Source organism: Acinetobacter sp. YH12072 (assembly GCF_013419565.1).
GTDB lineage: Bacteria > Pseudomonadota > Gammaproteobacteria > Pseudomonadales > Moraxellaceae > Acinetobacter.
On the sequence record NZ_VOZV01000002.1, the window covers coordinates 125089 to 140220 of the forward strand.

Genomic DNA, 15132 nt, shown 5'->3' on the forward strand with positions numbered 1-15132 from the left:
GGGTTAGCCGTTATTTGGTAATCTGAAAATCGAAAGGCTGTTCCACACGGGTTGGATAAGCCACACCATTTTCAACATATTTGGTCAGTTGTGCACGACGTACTGCTGATTCGACTTTGCGCGTAACGGCCGGACTACAACTTGAATTTCGTGCGGTCGCAGAGACCACTTTCCCCTGCTCATTTGCAGATACATCTACCACTAGCGAACAGGCTGATTTTAACTCTCCTGCCGAGAGCGACACTTTTGGTGCACGCTGCCACGATACGCCGCCGCCAATTGCAACACTTTTCGGTGCTGGCGGTGCTGGTGGCGCAACCGGTGCAGGCGCAGGTGCCACTTTTTTAGTTTCAGTCACGACCGCAGGAACCACTGGACTTGGTGCCGGTTTGGCCTCAACTGGCGGTGCAGTAACAGGTTTAGGCGTTTCTGCTTTTTTCACCTGCTCAATTTTTTCTACTTTTTTGGGTGGCGGTGGCAGCGGTTTTTCTACAATTTTAACTTCTTTCGGCTTTGGTGGCTCTTGTTTAGGCTCTGGCGGCTTTGGCTTGGGTGGTAAAGGTTTTGGGGCTTCCTGAAGTTTGACAAAACGAACCTTTAAAGGTTCTTTATCGACCTGTTTCAGTTCAGGTGCTTCCATCTGGCTGACTGCCCATAAAAGACCCACGTGTCCAACCAGAACCGCCGCCAGAATAGAAACGACTTTCTTTTTCATCTGATTTGACGGTGGTGGTGTCATGGGAGCAGCAACTTGACTCATTAAATCTATTTACCTCGAAGAGATGATGCGAAACAAACTATCAAGCTCATCGGTTAGCACAATTAAAGTACGCCAATAATAAATGAGAAGTGTTTTCATTTGCAACTACTAATCCCACTTTTCTCCATTATTTTTGTTTCAAACAAAAAAGGCATACTTAAAGTATGCCTTTTTTAAACCGAGATGCAAGCGCTTATTGGAACACGACAGTTTTATTGCCGTCGACAATCACACGGTCTTCCAGATGCCATCTCACTGCACGTGCCAGCACATTACGTTCAACATCCTGACCCAATTCACGCAGCTGTTCAACAGTAAAGTCATGGTTCACACGCTCTACATCCTGCTCGATGATTGGACCCTGATCCAGATCAGCTGTCACATAGTGTGCAGTTGCACCGATCAATTTTACACCTTTGTCATAAGCTTGTTTGTATGGATTGGCGCCCACGAATGCTGGCAGGAATGAATGATGAATATTGATCACTTTCATTTCCCATTTACTTACGAATTCTTCATCCAGAATCTGCATATAACGGGCTAATACCAGCAGATCGTTACCCTGCATCAGTTCATCAATCTGTGCATAGGCCTCACGTTTGTTCTCTTTGGTCACCGGAACCACTTCAAACGGAATACCAAAGTTTTCTACTGATTCACGTAGAGTCTCATGGTTAGATACCACTTTAGTAATTTCACATGGCAGACCGCCGCGTGCATGACGCCATAGCAGTTCAAGCAACGCATGGTCGACTTTAGAAACCAGAATACCGACCTTTTTCACATCACTGACCAGTGCCAGACGCCAGTGCATGCCATAGCGCTCTGCAACATTGCCAGCAAAAGTCTGCAACAGGCTTTCTTTACGGCTTTGCAGATTGTCCAGTTCAAACTCAACACGCATGAAGTAACGTCCGCCCTGCGCTGCTGTCGCGTATTGATCAAGCGCCGTAATGTTGGCACCCTGATGATACAAGAAGCTTGAAACAGCCTGCACGATGCCCGGCTTGTCTTCACAAGTAATCAATAAACGTGCGGTATTAGCAGTCGTCATATTCATGTTGGTTAAGGTCACTAATTAGTTAAATTAAAAAAATAAGCCGAGTATTCTAACGCGTTTCTTAGATATTCTGAATAGTTTGTTCAGATTCAGGCGGTTTAGGCGACGACAGACTGGCAAACAGCTCTGAAGAACCGAACGAGTTAAGTAAGCTTTCATACGTCTGACGGCTTTCACCACGCAGATAAGCACCTTCCAGGAACACCATCTGACGCAGTGCCTGCCAAACCCATTTTTCTTCCAGAGTATTGGAATCGGTAATATGACCCGACATATACAGGAAGTTGGTCCAGTTAGTCAGCACGATCCAGAGGTTAATGATCAGCGCTTCAATTTCTGAATCAGTCATTTCCATCAGGCCGGCATTTACGAAGGCTTTATAAATTTTTTGTCCCTGCTGCATGACCTGTCCGGCAAAACGCGGATAAAGCTTGCGGAAATCTTCGTTATTTTCCACCAGATGGTATACATCACGGTGCAGAAAACGATAAGCCCAAAGCTGACTGCTCAGTACCTGAAAATAATGAATCTTGTCATTGGCATCCAGAGCACGGTCTTCCGGAAGTGCCAGCATTTCCAGCGTCTGATGCTGATACTGCTCCATCAGTTCCTTGATAATTTCATTTTTATTACGGAAGTGATAATACAGATTACCCGGACTCATGCCGAGTTCAGCAGCAATATGGTTGGTGGTTACAGATCGTTCGCCACGTTCATTAAACAACTGCAAGCTGAGCTGTAAGATACGCTCTTTGGTTTTTAACGTTTTGGTTTGGGACATCCTAAAATAACCATTCAGTTCATGCATTAGTAAGGCTAACACACAAAGTAACTTGACTAATTAGAGTATTTGCTCTAAAAATTAATTAATCGATTTTGAATAATGGTAGTGCGGCATGAACAGTCACACAAAAACAACTTCAATGACACCACATTTTCTTGATAGCCAGCACCTCAATGAAATTCTGGCTCAACAAAAATACGCCTACTTACGCTACCCACTGCCGACTGCAAAGGAACGTATCGATCGTTTAGCTCGGCTTAAGCGTATCTTAGTTAAGTATCAAGATCAATTTGCCGATGCAATTAATCAGGACTATGGTAACCGCTCTGTCGGGGAAACCAAAATTGGCGAGTTACTGACTTGTCTTGAACATATTAAATATTACAGCAAAAACCTGACCGGCTGGATGAAACCGTCCAAGCGTCATGTCGGTATTATTCACCAGCCAGCCAAAGCCTGGGTACAGTATCAACCTCTAGGCGTGATCGGCATCATCGCACCGTGGAACTACCCTTTATTATTATCCATCGGCCCTCTGATCTGTGCGTTAGCTGCGGGCAACCATGCCATGATCAAAATTTCCAGTTCATCGGCTGCTTTTGGCAAGGTACTGGAAAAAGCCTTAGCTGAAGCCTTTCCTAAAGAACTGGTTGCCGTGGTGAATGGTGGCGGTACGGTATCTGATGCCTTCTGCCGACTGACTTTTGACAAGATGATTTTTACCGGCTCAACGGCTGTGGGTAAAACCGTGATGGCAGCAGCTGCGGAAAATCTGGTACCTGTGATTCTGGAACTGGGTGGCAAATCCCCTGTACTAGTGCATCCATCCATTGACCTGCGTGATGTAGCTCAGCGTATTGCCGTGGGCAAGCTCTGGAATGCGGGCCAAACCTGCGTGGCACCGGATTATATGTTCCTGCCGCGTGGCAAAACTGCCGAGTTTATCGATCATTTTAAAGCCTGTGTCGAAAGCATGTATCCGGACATCAGCCATAATCAGGATTACACCTCGATTATCAATGACAAGCAGTACAATCGTTTGCAAGGTTATCTGGATGATGCCCGTGAGCAAGGCGCGCAGATTATTGAAATCAATCCGCGTAATGAGTCGCTAGCAGACCTGCGTAAAATTGCACCGACCATCGTGACCAATGTCATGCCAAGCATGCAGATCATGCAGCATGAAATCTTTGGGCCGCTCCTGCCGATCATGGAATATGATCAAATTGACGACGTTATCGACTTTATTAATAGCCGTCCGCGTCCACTTGCATTATACTATTTCGACTTTGATCAGGCGCGTGCTGATTATGTCGCACAGCGTACCCATTCAGGGCATTTCGGGCAAAATACTGTATTAACCCATGTCGCACAGGATGACCTGCCATTTGGTGGTGTCGGTGCTTCCGGTATGGGTAAATATCATGGGCCAGAAGGCTTCTTCAGTTTGTCGCATGAACGGTCAGTAATGTCGAATCCTAAGCTGTATAGCTTGAAATACATTCTGCCTCCGTTTAATAAGCCGATCCATAAGCTGATTTCGAAGACACTTCTTCGATAAATGGTCAAGGCATGAGCTATCACACGGGCTCATGCTTCGTTTTAGACAAAATCGCTTGTCTTTTAAGCGCATTTTTGATATAAAACGCCCCTTGAATGAATTCAATCCGTTTATTTTTGACTGGCCATACAGATTTGCTGTTGGCTAAATCAATGGAGTTACACCATGTCTAAGGTTTGCCAAGTTACCGGCAAGCGTCCAGTCGTTGGTAACAACGTCTCACACGCCAACAACAAAACTAAGCGCCGGTTCGAGCCGAACCTGCACCACCACCGTTTCTGGTTAGAAAGCGAAAAACGTTTTGTACGTCTTCGTTTAACCACTAAAGGTATGCGTATTATCGACAAATTGGGCATTGAAAAGGTTGTTGCTGACCTTCGTGCTCAAGGTCAAAAGATCTAAGTAAGGAGTCAGGACAATGCGTGATAAGATTCGCTTAGTTTCTTCAGCTGGTACAGGTTATTTCTATACCACTACTAAGAACAAACGTACTATGCCGGAAAAAATGGAAATCAAAAAATTTGATCCAAAAATCCGTCAACACGTAATCTTCAAAGAAGCTAAAATCAAATAATTTTAGTTTTTTGAAAAAAGCGACCTTCCCGGTCGTTTTTTTTTGCATTTTTTTTATGCGGCTTGATAAACTTTCTGTTTCTTCTGGCATTTTCTGTGCTTATTTCCCATAAAAAACTGAAATTTCATAAAATTTATTTTAAAGGAGTGTTTAGTGCCACATGACGTAGAGCTCATTATCCTGTTAGCTGTCGGTTTTGGCTTGGCCCTGGTTTTTGGCTATATCGCTGCACGTCTACGCCTTCCCCCACTGATTGGTTATCTGGTTGCCGGGATTCTGATTAGCCCGAACACCCCAGGCGTGGTTGGAGATGTGCATCTGGCGAACCAGCTGGCCGAACTTGGCGTCATGTTCCTGATGTTTGGTGTCGGGATGCACTTTTCTCTGAATGACCTGATGCAGGTCAGGCGTATTGCCTTGCCGGGTGCAGTCTTGCAGATTGCAGTCGCGACACTGCTCGGGGTCGGGGTCTCCATGCTCTGGGGCTGGAATTTTGGCTCTGCCCTGATCTTTGGCTTAAGCCTGTCCTGTGCCAGTACTGTTGTACTTCTCAAAGCCCTGGGTGATCGTGGCCTGCTCGAATCCATTAACGGGAAAATTGCAGTCGGCTGGCTTCTAGTTGAAGATCTGGTTATGGTGCTGGCACTGGTATTATTACCCGCAACTGCAGTACTGCTCGGTGGTCAGGCTCTGGAAGGCAGTAGTAGCGATCAGAATGTCTGGATCACCTTAGGCATTACCTTGCTCAAAGTAGCCGGCTTTATTGCTTTCATGCTGATTATTGGTAAACGTTTAGTGCCAATGATCATGCAGGTGGTGGCACGTTTAGGCTCACGTGAGCTATTTACCTTAACCGTCGTAGCTGCAGCCGTATCGATTGCCTTTGGGGCTTATAAGGTCTTTGGCGTATCCATGGCACTCGGTGCGTTCTTTGCCGGGATGGTAGTGAAAGAGTCTGACTTCAGCCACCGTGCCGAAGAAGAAACCTTACCGCTGCGTGAAATCTTCTCGATTCTGTTCTTTGTGTCCGTCGGTATGCTGTTTGATCCGCGTATCCTGATGGATCAGCCACTTCATGTGTTGGCGGTGCTCGGTATTATCATGATTGGTAAAACCATCGCAGCGATGGCACTGGTGCTGTTCTTCCGCTACCCAATCAATACGGCACTCACCGTCGGTGCATCTCTGGCACAAATCGGTGAATTCTCTTTTATTCTGGCCGCACTTGGTGTATCGCTAAATCTATTGTCACTCGATGGACAAAACCTGATTCTAGCGGGTGCCCTGATTTCGATTACCCTAAACTCGTTTATTTTCTCAGCAGTAGAACCGGTACAAAAATGGATCCGCGAACGTTCGTCTCTGGCGCGCTTATTGGAGCGTAGTGGTGATCCGCTTGCCATGCTACCGGATGAGGTCTCGCAGGACTATCTGCGTGATCAGGTGGTGATTGTGGGGCATGGTGAAGTCGGTCGTCGAATTACCTTATCTCTAATGGAGCAAGATATTAAGGTAGTCATTGCCGAAGAAAACCGTGAGATCGTAGAGAACTTGCGTAAAAAAGGCATTGCGGCAGTTTCTGGTGTCGCAACTGAACCCGGTGTGTTGATTCAGGCTCACATTCAGCATGCACGTCTATTGGTGATCTCACCGATGGATATTATTGATATCCATAAAATCGTGGATATTGCCAAGACCCTAAACCCTGCTATTCAGATCCTGCTATGTGCGGAAAGCAAGGAAGAAGCCGAAGTGATTCGCCGTGACAATATTGGCGAGGTGTACTATGCCAAAGAGGAAATGGCGAGAAATATGAGCAATCATATTTTGAACCAGATCGAGATTGCGCATAACCATCCACCTACGCATTATTCAGGCTGATTTCTTAAAGAAGTTGTCAAAATTGGTAACTTCTTTTTTTATTGATTTAGCTGAAATTTATCAGATCTTAAGTTAATAAAATTTAAAATTACTTCTCTAATCTAACCGACTTAATTTTTCTCTTATTCTCTATTTTTCTCATTTTATAAACACAAAAAAAGCACACTTCAAGTGTGCTTTCCTGCTCGCCAGGGTAGGCAATTTAACTCATATATTTGGGCTCTTCATCCACAACTTCAGCTTGCCATTCATTGACCTGCTGTTCCAGCAAACCATATAAAGCGGCCTGAATCATGTGTTGTGCAATCACAGGCGTTTGATCACCCAACAGGGCTTTGACCTCGTCATTAAACTGAATCATGACTAATGGCTGTTTTTTTGAGCCCGCATTTCGTAATGCCAACGCGCCACCTTCAAGTTGAACGAGTTCCAGAATCGCGTCTTGATTACCAAATAAATCTTTCAACTGTTCTATAGACATATATCCTCCATGTTCAACATGGTGGCAAAGAGCGATTGCACTTTGCATCATTAGAGTAATTGATATAGGGTTAATAATCGCAATTTCAAGTACAGCTGATCAGATTAAAATTCAACCATCTCATTACGAAAACCATCAATAAGCTGCGTCAGGTCACGATGCCATTCTCGTAATATAGCAGTATCAGGTAACCAGGCTTGTGGTGTCTGTGTGACTTTAATGATGAGATTTGAAGAAGTTTCGTCTTCGGGTTGTGGCGAACTTGGCTCTGGCGCATATTGGCAGAGACGGTAAGCACGTTTCAGTTCAGCAAGAAAACCATCTTTGGATAAATGCTGTAATACGGTCACTTCAGGTGATACCTGCCCCTTAGCCGCCATAAGCTCTTCAATCGATTTCAGCGTCGGGCTCAGGTCATTCAGACGATAATAGCGTACCAGTTCCTGCAAAAAGGCCAGCAGCGCCCCATGCAGATGGAATACGGCAGCTTCACGATGAGCTTGTGCCTGCTGCACATGATCAGTCTGTTCAGCCTGCTGACAGGCCATACGGGCGAAATAAAGTTTTTGATTGGTACGGTCCGCATGATAGCGAGCAACTCGTGTCATCGAGATTTCCTAAGCATTAAAACAAATTTTGGCTCTTATAAAGTAAAACGTCCGCTCGCATTACGCAATGCAAGATTGTCTACGCTGTCGATCTATTCTGCATGATCTTGATACTTCAGACTGCTGATATTAACCCTTCAGTAAAAATCTAGGCCTTTTTAAAGGCAAAAAAAAGAGCATCATACATGCTCTTTTTTATCAGCTGTTATTTAAGCCTGTGGCTTTTCTTCAGCTTGCTTCACACGAATCCCCTGACCATGCAGGCGCAGTGTATTTAAACCTTTAATCGCTTTAACAGCTTCACGGCCATGTGGCATTTCTACAAAGGCAAAACCTTTAGACTTGGCTGTTTCTGCATCCATGACCAGCGTACAAGACTCAACAGTACCATATTGCTGAAACAGGGTCAGCAATTCAGCTTCTGTTACAGTGCGCGCCAAGTTACGAACTAAAATTTTCATCGGATAACCTTAAGAAGATAGGCAAAAATAATCAAAAAGCACGTGCCTACTCTACTTTTTGCGTCAAACCCAGAAGGGATAGTTTAATCGAGATCAATCCCAAAATCTAAATTAATCGACTGGCGCTCAATTAAAGCACTTTTCACAGTCTGTTGACGGGTTTTGTAATGGGTTTCTGTGACACATAAATTGCGGGTCAAATCATTGAGAAAATAGCTTTCAATTTTACGCCCCTGCTCATCTACCGTTTCACGCGCCCAGTGATTCAGGTTTTGCTTGGTCAGAATCAGTTCATTCTGTGCACGAGTCAGCGCCACATACAATACACGCCGCTCTTCCTCGACATCATCAAAATCCCCTTGCGCCCGTGCATGCGGATATTGTCCCGGCGTAACATTAGCCACATAACAGACTTTCTGTTCCGTACCCTTGGCCGAGTGAATGGTAATGAGGGTCACCACATCCGTATCCGACTGGCGTTCAATTTCGGAAATAGAGACCGGATCAAGCACATACTCTTCCAGAAACTCACTCACTTGAGCATGCTTGGAAGCCAGCTGTTTTACCAATTCAAAATCTCCCTGACGGCGATTCCAGTCTTTTTTATAGTTCTCGGCCAGTTGTGCTTCAATGGCTTGGACTGCCAGACCAACACAGGCCTGTACTTCGGTTTTGAGTACCGCCATTTGCTTCATAATCAGAATGGTTTCCAGTGGAATCTTGCCAAATTTTTCTAGCTTGTCGGCAATGATATCCATCTCTGGCTCAGCTAAAAGCTGCTGAGACAGCTTACTCGCTCCGACATCACCCACACCATTCCACAACGTTAAAAAACGCATCCAGGCGATATCATCCAGAGGATTCGCCACCACACGCAACAGGCTGAGCAGATCTTTCACATGTGCAGTTTCTAACAGTTTCATCCCGCCGATGAATCGATACGGAACATTGGCCGCGATACAAGCTGCTTCAATATGTCGCGCTGCATAACTGGAACGTACCAGCACCATGTGATCGGACCATTTGCTGCCTTGCAAGTAATGCCGCTCTTTTATATCAATCGCGATCCATTTAGCTTCATCAAACTCATTCGGGAAAATATGCATCTTTGGCTTGATGCCTTCACCGCGATGCGCATCCAGCCGCTTGTCATATTTAATTTCGGACTGATCCAGCAGCCAGTTAGACAGATCAAGGATTTCCTGAGTTGAACGATAATTTTTTTCTAGTTTAAAAATCTGGGCATCCGGTACACGTTCTTTGAAATGATGAATATTTTCAAAATCGGCACCACGGAAACCATAAATTGACTGGGCATCATCTCCAACACAGAATAGGCTAATATGTTCTTTAAGAGGTTCGAGTAATGCCCATTGCAATGGATTAGTATCCTGCATTTCATCCACCAGCATATGCCGACAAATTGAGGACACATATTCCACTAGCCCTTCAGACTGTGCCAAAGCAGTCGCCACCACAGCGAGGATATCATCATAATCCAGAAAGCTACGCGCACACTTACGCGCTTCATATTCCTTCATAATGTCGGCAATCTGGTCTTTGAGTGCCAGATATTCTGGCATCTGCTTTTCCAAAGCCAGACTCAGTTTCTGCCGGGTGTTCCGAGCAAAGGAATACAAATCACATAATTCCTGAGGCTTAGGCAAATGATTGGGGTTCTTCTTGTCATCACGACCGCGAATCAGGCGGAACATCATCAGCTGATCATCACGATCAATAATCGAAAACTGTTCCAGACCAAAAGCTTTCGGAATACGGCGCAGCAGATACATACAGAAGGTATGAAACGTTGATGCACGTAAGCCTTTGGCCTGTTCACCGAGTGCCAGTTCCACCCGTGCCACGATTTCACTCGCCGCACGACGTGTAAAGGTCAGAATCTGAATTTGATTCGCTGGTACGCCTTGATCAATCAGATAAGCTGCACGTGCCACGATAGTTTTGGTCTTGCCACAGCCTGCCCCAGCCAAAACCAAACTGTGCTTTGCTTCTGTTGTCGCAGCTTGCTTTTGTTGCGGATTTAATTCATCTATCAGGGAGGCTAAACTCATAGTGTCTCAATGTACTAGGGAGAAAGATAGTTTAACAGAGCAGGCTAGATTCTGGGTGTTCTGCTGTTATTTTCCTTTTGATTTATTGTAGAACTCTTTTTTTGTTTCATGCATTTAAATACAACTAAGTTGATGTTTTACATTTGATTTTATAAGTTAAATATTGGTATAAAAATTGCTCAATAAATCTCGTATTTTTTAATAAAAACAAGGATGCTGCAACTTGCATACAACCTATAAAACACTCAGCGCTTTGATCATGAGCTTTGGCATGTATTCAAATTTACATGCAGAAACAGTTTCTATAGAAATGACACCCGAAGTCTGCTTAAAAGACCTTGAATATACCGCCCACCTCATCCTTGAAAATGATGCAGGGATTATTGCCAAAAGATGGACCACCTACCCTGAACAGATTCAACAGATTTTCAATCAACAAAAAGAAAAACTTCAGGGTGTAAAAACCGTTGTGGAGTGTCAAAAAATTATTCGACCTTTCATGAAATCCATTCGAAATGGTCATTTAGGTATTAGTATTCATCCAGATGCACAAGCAGCACAACAGCAATCTTCAGACACGCAAGTACCAATTGAAGTGATAACAGAAAATAAAGCTGAGAGAGTTACCACAAAAAAACTATCTGATTCCACCACCTTACTAACCATTTTATCTTTTGACTATGCTCTGTATGAAAAAATTCAGCAGGTGGTATCCAGTAATCAAGATAATCTTTTAAAAGCACCGTATTTGATTATTGACTTGCGTAACAATGATGGCGGCAGTGACCAAATAGCTGAAGTATTATATAAGATTTTAGGGGAAGCGAAGTACTGGAATACCTCTCCACAAATTTATGCCTCCTCTACCAATATTGACGGATGGGAAGCATACAAAAGCTTTTTAACAGATGAAGATTCACTGACTCATCTCAATAAAACAATTAAAAAAATGCGTGAACAGCAAAATCAATGGGTCAGTATGAGTTCATACAAAGAATCGCAAGAGGTGGTTACAAGCAAAGATATTTTAGCAACACCGCAAAAGGTGGTAATCTTGATCGATAAAAATTGCGGTAGCTCATGCGAACAATTTGTATTAACTGCGCAGCAAAATCCTCGTGTGGTCACGATGGGGCGGCCAACCTATGGCGCTCTTGATGCCTCAAATGTGATGGAAAAGACCTCGCCTTCCAAGCAACTTCAAATTTACTATGCATCAACCTATATTCACCGCCCTGCAGGTAAAGAAATTGACGGCGTTGGCATCCCGCCAGCCATCAAACTACCAAAACCACAAAACCAAGCTGAATATAGTGCCGAAATTCAACTTGCACAGCGTTATTTAGAACAAGGTCTATAATGACTATGATGTCTAGCTTTTAAACCTATTGTACTAAATCCAAATCAGCACAAACTTTCGAAACTGCTAATTGCAGATTTACTTCTGCATTTTTTAAGGCTTCTTCTAAAGGACAATCTGGTGGATTAATACCAATAATCTGGCTAAATCCTGATTCAAACAGATCCTCAATTCCTTCACCGACTAGACCCGCAAAAGCAATCACAGGTTTATTCAATTGTTTGGCCACTTGTGCCACCCCAAATGGTGTTTTACCGAATTTGGTTTGAAAATCAATTTTACCTTCACCAGTCAGGACATAATCTGCCTGAGCTATTTTCTCGCTCAATTGAACCTGTTCAATCATCAGTTCCACCCCGGAACGAATAGAGGCAGCGGTGAATGCCATTAAACCAAAACCCAGTCCACCGGCTGCACCCGCACCTGCAACATGACGATGATCATGGCCAATCTGCCTAGCGGCTACATCGGCAAAATGACCAAGGTTTTGATCCAGCTGCTTGACCATTTCCGGCATTGCCCCTTTCTGTGGGCCAAAGATTATCGATGCACCATGTGGTCCACACAGCGGATTATTGACATCTGATGCAATGATTATTTCAGTATCTGCTAAACGTGGATCCAGTCCAGATAAATCCATTGATTTGACCAGATCTAAGTTTCCACCACAGACCTGAATTGGCTCACCTACATGATTTAAAAACCGCACGCCCAGTGCCTGAGCCATCCCTGCACCAGCATCATTGGTAATACTGCCACCCAGCCCAATGATGATTTTTTTCACTCCCAGATCCAATGCCTGTTTAATCATCTCTCCTGTGCCATAGGTTGACGTGAACATCGGATTACGCTGTGAAGGTGGTAATAAATGAATGCCATTGGCCTTGGCCATTTCAATCACGGCGGTTTGACCTGCGTCCATTAAACCCCAATAGGTATGAATACGTTGCTCAAACAGTGGCCCGGTCACTTCACATGGAATTTGCTGTCCCCTTAGGCTTGAAATTAGCGCATCGACAGTTCCTTCACCACCATCAGCCATCGGTACCTGTATGATACAGGCATCCGGAATGACTTTCTGGATACCCCGCTGCATTGCTCCACATGCCTGTTGAGCACTCATACTTTCTTTAAAGGCATCTGGTGCAAGAACAAAGATTTTTGACATATAGCGACGATCACTCTTTTTGGTATCTCTACAGTATCAAAAAGAGTGTATATAATGCTCTTAAAACAAAGGATTAAACCTTAGATGAACTTTTCGGAACCTCACGGCGAATATAGGAAGCAAGCATCAGGTAGTTAATACCCTGAAATAAAATATCAACGGCTAGAAACAAGCCCAACACCCAGAACGGAGCATCTGGTGTCCGCAAGATCATGATTCCGGCCAGGAGAGTCAGTATGCCGGAAAACAGGATCCAGCCCCATCCCGCCATTGGCCGGAATACAAAGGCATTTATTAAGCGGATGACTCCTGCAATAATCAGGATAATGGCCAGAACATTGGTTAGAACGATCGCGGTTTGCACGGGTGTGGTAAAAGCAAAATATCCGGCGACTAAATACAGCAGGCCAAATAAGGCCCAGAACCAGCGCATACCGCCCTCAAAAATCTTGAAGGATGCGATAATATGTAAGACCCCACCGACCATCATCAGCACGCCAAATATAAATACTGCAGATAAGGTTGCCACAGGTAAGGTCGCCAATAAGATCAAACCAAAAATAACCAGCAAGATACCAAAGAGCAGATACCATTTCCGGTTTCGATGTAAGGAATCGAATACAAGGTCATTACCTACTGTTTTCATTTTTATTCTTCTTGATGCTGTTCGTTTAATTTATCTTAAGCGATTTAATTGACCATACTGTATAAAAAATGCAACTTTCATGTCATGACTTCAAGCTGGCAACAGCTATGGGGTCAGTGACAAGGAGGTTGTTATTCTTTCCACCCAAGTTCAATGGCTGTGATCGCATTAATTAATGTCTGCTCTAAAGCATCTGGCATTTTGCTGGTCGTTTGAGAAGTGGGAATATGACCTGCCATCAGCTCTGCTTTGGCTTGCGGAAACAAAGGTTGCTGATCTGGAAATGCATAACCCACCGGATAAAGCGGCTGTCCTGTCGCTAAATCATATTTGTCCGAGGCCCCAAAAGCATGCAGCAACTCATGTACCAAGACAATTTTATTCTGTTCAGCCTGTTTTTTGGAGGCAAATAAATTGACTGATCCAATCCGGCCTTTTTGCAAGGCAGTTGAATGCCTTAATTGCTTGGTTTGTGCAGGATCATAATAATTTAAATATAAAGTCACACTAGGTGAACCATCAGTACTTTGATGCTGTTTCCAGGCATAAAAACGGAATTTCAAACTCCATAAAACGGTATCGATGAGTGAGGCCTGCTCAGGGACTTTCGGCGGTAAAGCGTTAAGTTCACGACCTAAATTAAAATAAAAATAAGTTGGCTGACCACGATATTGCTGTGCTGCTTTTTCCAGATATTCCCTGGCTCCATTCAGATCCTGACCCGACAGTTGCTGGATATATTGCTGTGTGGTCGGCAATCCATCAGCATTAATCGGATGTAGCAATACCATAACCGGTTTGGACCAGTTCTGATTTTGGTCCCGATAGGCATTGACTGCAACAATCAACAAGATGATTAATAAAATCAGAATCCGAATCTTTTTCCACATGTCATTTACACGCTCTGTTTTTTTATTTTTCTTAAATACATCTGGCTCATTTCAATCTTGGTTTCAAAAAGATTTAGAGTTTTAATTAAACCTGACAATTTGGCTCTACCATAGTTACGAGAATCAAAATCAGGTTTTACTGCACTGATATACTGTCCCACCATACTTAAATTCGCCCAACCATTTTCATCCGCATTATCTTTTACAGCTTTATAAATCAGATTCAGCGTAGCTCGATCCATCCCTTCAGGAAGATTTGAATTTTCCTTAGTTGGAGTCACCATCTTATGGTCTAAAGATTTGTCAGAGCTTACTCCTTTCTTCGGGGAAGTATTAGCGAGTTCATCCTCTTCCTGCTGCTTGATATCAATGTCTGCAATTAAGTTTTCCACATAAATAAACTTATCACATGCTTTTTTAAAGGCTTCTGGAGTCGTTTTCTTTCCAAAACCATATACACTCAAGCCATTTTCACGGATTCTTGATGCTAAAGGAGTGAAATCACTATCACTGGAGACGATACAGAAACCATCCAAAGCACCTGCATATAACAAGTCCATGGCATCAATAATCAGGATCATATCCGTGGCATCTTTACCCTTGGTATAGGCGAATTGTTGTACCGGAGTAATAGCAAGTGGAAGTAGCACATCTCGCCATTTCTTTAAAGTTTCGCTACTCCAGTCCCCATACACACGTTTGACACTGGCAATGCCATATTTCGCGACTTCTTCTAAGACTGATGAAATGGCATTGATGGAAGAATTATCGGCATCAATTAATACAGCAAACTTTTTGGTCTGAATATCCACATTTACCCCAAAAT

Annotated in this window: 16 protein-coding genes; 5 read left to right on the forward strand and 11 right to left on the reverse strand. The window is 43.8% G+C overall.

Annotated features, from left to right (window positions below; all coding sequences use genetic code 11):
- Positions 1 to 10: 10 nt before the first annotated feature.
- The 3 genes from FTU19_RS01780 to FTU19_RS01790 form a co-directional block, all read right to left on the reverse strand.
- Complete coding sequence (locus FTU19_RS01780) at positions 11 to 760, reverse strand: TonB-dependent receptor (RefSeq protein WP_180010912.1); 750 nt, start codon at positions 758 to 760, stop codon at positions 11 to 13.
- Between the two features lie 193 nt (positions 761 to 953).
- Complete coding sequence (purU, locus tag FTU19_RS01785) at positions 954 to 1820, reverse strand: formyltetrahydrofolate deformylase (protein WP_004781900.1); 867 nt, start codon at positions 1818 to 1820, stop codon at positions 954 to 956.
- 61 nt (positions 1821 to 1881) lie between these two features.
- A complete protein-coding gene (locus tag FTU19_RS01790; RefSeq protein WP_034580311.1) occupies positions 1882 to 2601 on the reverse strand; it encodes a TetR/AcrR family transcriptional regulator in 720 nt (239 codons plus the stop codon).
- A gap of 115 nt (positions 2602 to 2716) precedes the next feature.
- Here FTU19_RS01790 and FTU19_RS01795 point away from each other — a divergent pair, with 115 nt between their 5' ends.
- The 4 genes from FTU19_RS01795 (at position 2717) to FTU19_RS01810 (ending at position 6620) form a co-directional block, all read left to right on the forward strand.
- Positions 2717 to 4165 carry a coniferyl aldehyde dehydrogenase gene (locus FTU19_RS01795; protein WP_180010913.1) on the forward strand — a complete coding sequence of 483 codons (1449 nt, stop codon included), beginning with the start codon at positions 2717 to 2719 and terminating at the stop codon, positions 4163 to 4165.
- A 165-nt stretch (positions 4166 to 4330) separates the two neighbouring features.
- Complete coding sequence (gene rpmB / locus FTU19_RS01800; protein ID WP_000048256.1) at positions 4331 to 4567, forward strand: 50S ribosomal protein L28; 237 nt, start codon at positions 4331 to 4333, stop codon at positions 4565 to 4567.
- A 16-nt stretch (positions 4568 to 4583) separates the two neighbouring features.
- Positions 4584 to 4739, forward strand: a complete 156-nt coding sequence (gene rpmG / locus FTU19_RS01805) for a 50S ribosomal protein L33 (RefSeq protein WP_001205031.1) — start codon at positions 4584 to 4586, stop codon at positions 4737 to 4739.
- Between the two features lie 153 nt (positions 4740 to 4892).
- Complete coding sequence (locus FTU19_RS01810) at positions 4893 to 6620, forward strand: cation:proton antiporter (RefSeq protein ID WP_159123619.1); 1728 nt, start codon at positions 4893 to 4895, stop codon at positions 6618 to 6620.
- A 202-nt stretch (positions 6621 to 6822) separates the two neighbouring features.
- On the opposite strand, the gene FTU19_RS01815 is transcribed toward FTU19_RS01810, so the two are convergent.
- The 4 genes from FTU19_RS01815 to FTU19_RS01830 all read right to left on the reverse strand — a co-directional run bounded on the left by FTU19_RS01815 (position 6823) and on the right by FTU19_RS01830 (position 10242).
- Positions 6823 to 7101, reverse strand: a complete 279-nt coding sequence (locus FTU19_RS01815) for a hypothetical protein (protein WP_004781893.1) — start codon at positions 7099 to 7101, stop codon at positions 6823 to 6825.
- A gap of 104 nt (positions 7102 to 7205) precedes the next feature.
- Complete coding sequence (locus tag FTU19_RS01820) at positions 7206 to 7709, reverse strand: DUF6586 family protein (protein WP_159123620.1); 504 nt, start codon at positions 7707 to 7709, stop codon at positions 7206 to 7208.
- A 209-nt stretch (positions 7710 to 7918) separates the two neighbouring features.
- Positions 7919 to 8170, reverse strand: a complete 252-nt coding sequence (locus FTU19_RS01825; protein WP_180010915.1) for an RNA-binding protein — start codon at positions 8168 to 8170, stop codon at positions 7919 to 7921.
- 83 nt (positions 8171 to 8253) lie between these two features.
- The gene (locus FTU19_RS01830) at positions 8254 to 10242 is read right to left on the reverse strand and encodes an ATP-dependent helicase (protein ID WP_180010917.1); all 1989 of its coding nucleotides are present in this window, start codon (positions 10240 to 10242) and stop codon (positions 8254 to 8256) included.
- Between the two features lie 223 nt (positions 10243 to 10465).
- On the opposite strand from FTU19_RS01830, the gene FTU19_RS01835 reads away from it, so the two are divergent.
- On the forward strand, positions 10466 to 11602 hold the full coding sequence (locus FTU19_RS01835) for a S41 family peptidase (RefSeq protein ID WP_180010918.1): 1137 nt from the start codon (positions 10466 to 10468) through the stop codon (positions 11600 to 11602).
- Positions 11603 to 11627: 25 nt separating this feature from the next.
- Here the strand turns inward: FTU19_RS01835 and FTU19_RS01840 are convergent, their stop codons facing one another.
- From FTU19_RS01840 to FTU19_RS01855, 4 genes are all read right to left on the reverse strand, one after another.
- Entirely contained in the window at positions 11628 to 12770 is a 1143-nt protein-coding gene (locus tag FTU19_RS01840; protein ID WP_179993118.1) for a glycerate kinase, read from the reverse strand.
- Between the two features lie 73 nt (positions 12771 to 12843).
- Positions 12844 to 13416, reverse strand: a complete 573-nt coding sequence (locus tag FTU19_RS01845; protein WP_179993119.1) for an HdeD family acid-resistance protein — start codon at positions 13414 to 13416, stop codon at positions 12844 to 12846.
- 131 nt (positions 13417 to 13547) lie between these two features.
- Positions 13548 to 14306, reverse strand: a complete 759-nt coding sequence (locus FTU19_RS01850; protein WP_180010920.1) for a hypothetical protein — start codon at positions 14304 to 14306, stop codon at positions 13548 to 13550.
- A gap of 5 nt (positions 14307 to 14311) precedes the next feature.
- Positions 14312 to 15118 carry an NYN domain-containing protein gene (locus tag FTU19_RS01855; protein ID WP_180010922.1) on the reverse strand — a complete coding sequence of 269 codons (807 nt, stop codon included), beginning with the start codon at positions 15116 to 15118 and terminating at the stop codon, positions 14312 to 14314.
- Between the last annotated feature and the right edge of the window lie 14 nt (positions 15119 to 15132).

Coding starts and splice junctions, on each gene's coding strand:
- FTU19_RS01780 (WP_180010912.1), bottom strand. CDS start 760: ATGAGTCAAGTTGCTGCTCCCATGACACCACCACCGTCAAATCAGATG.
- purU (WP_004781900.1), bottom strand. CDS start 1,820: ATGAATATGACGACTGCTAATACCGCACGTTTATTGATTACTTGTGAA.
- FTU19_RS01790 (WP_034580311.1), bottom strand. CDS start 2,601: ATGTCCCAAACCAAAACGTTAAAAACCAAAGAGCGTATCTTACAGCTC.
- FTU19_RS01795 (WP_180010913.1), top strand. CDS start 2,717: ATGAACAGTCACACAAAAACAACTTCAATGACACCACATTTTCTTGAT.
- rpmB (WP_000048256.1), top strand. CDS start 4,331: ATGTCTAAGGTTTGCCAAGTTACCGGCAAGCGTCCAGTCGTTGGTAAC.
- rpmG (WP_001205031.1), top strand. CDS start 4,584: ATGCGTGATAAGATTCGCTTAGTTTCTTCAGCTGGTACAGGTTATTTC.
- FTU19_RS01815 (WP_004781893.1), bottom strand. CDS start 7,101: ATGTCTATAGAACAGTTGAAAGATTTATTTGGTAATCAAGACGCGATT.
- FTU19_RS01820 (WP_159123620.1), bottom strand. CDS start 7,709: ATGACACGAGTTGCTCGCTATCATGCGGACCGTACCAATCAAAAACTT.
- FTU19_RS01825 (WP_180010915.1), bottom strand. CDS start 8,170: ATGAAAATTTTAGTTCGTAACTTGGCGCGCACTGTAACAGAAGCTGAA.
- FTU19_RS01830 (WP_180010917.1), bottom strand. CDS start 10,242: ATGAGTTTAGCCTCCCTGATAGATGAATTAAATCCGCAACAAAAGCAA.
- FTU19_RS01840 (WP_179993118.1), bottom strand. CDS start 12,770: ATGTCAAAAATCTTTGTTCTTGCACCAGATGCCTTTAAAGAAAGTATG.
- FTU19_RS01845 (WP_179993119.1), bottom strand. CDS start 13,416: ATGAAAACAGTAGGTAATGACCTTGTATTCGATTCCTTACATCGAAAC.
- FTU19_RS01850 (WP_180010920.1), bottom strand. CDS start 14,306: ATGTGGAAAAAGATTCGGATTCTGATTTTATTAATCATCTTGTTGATT.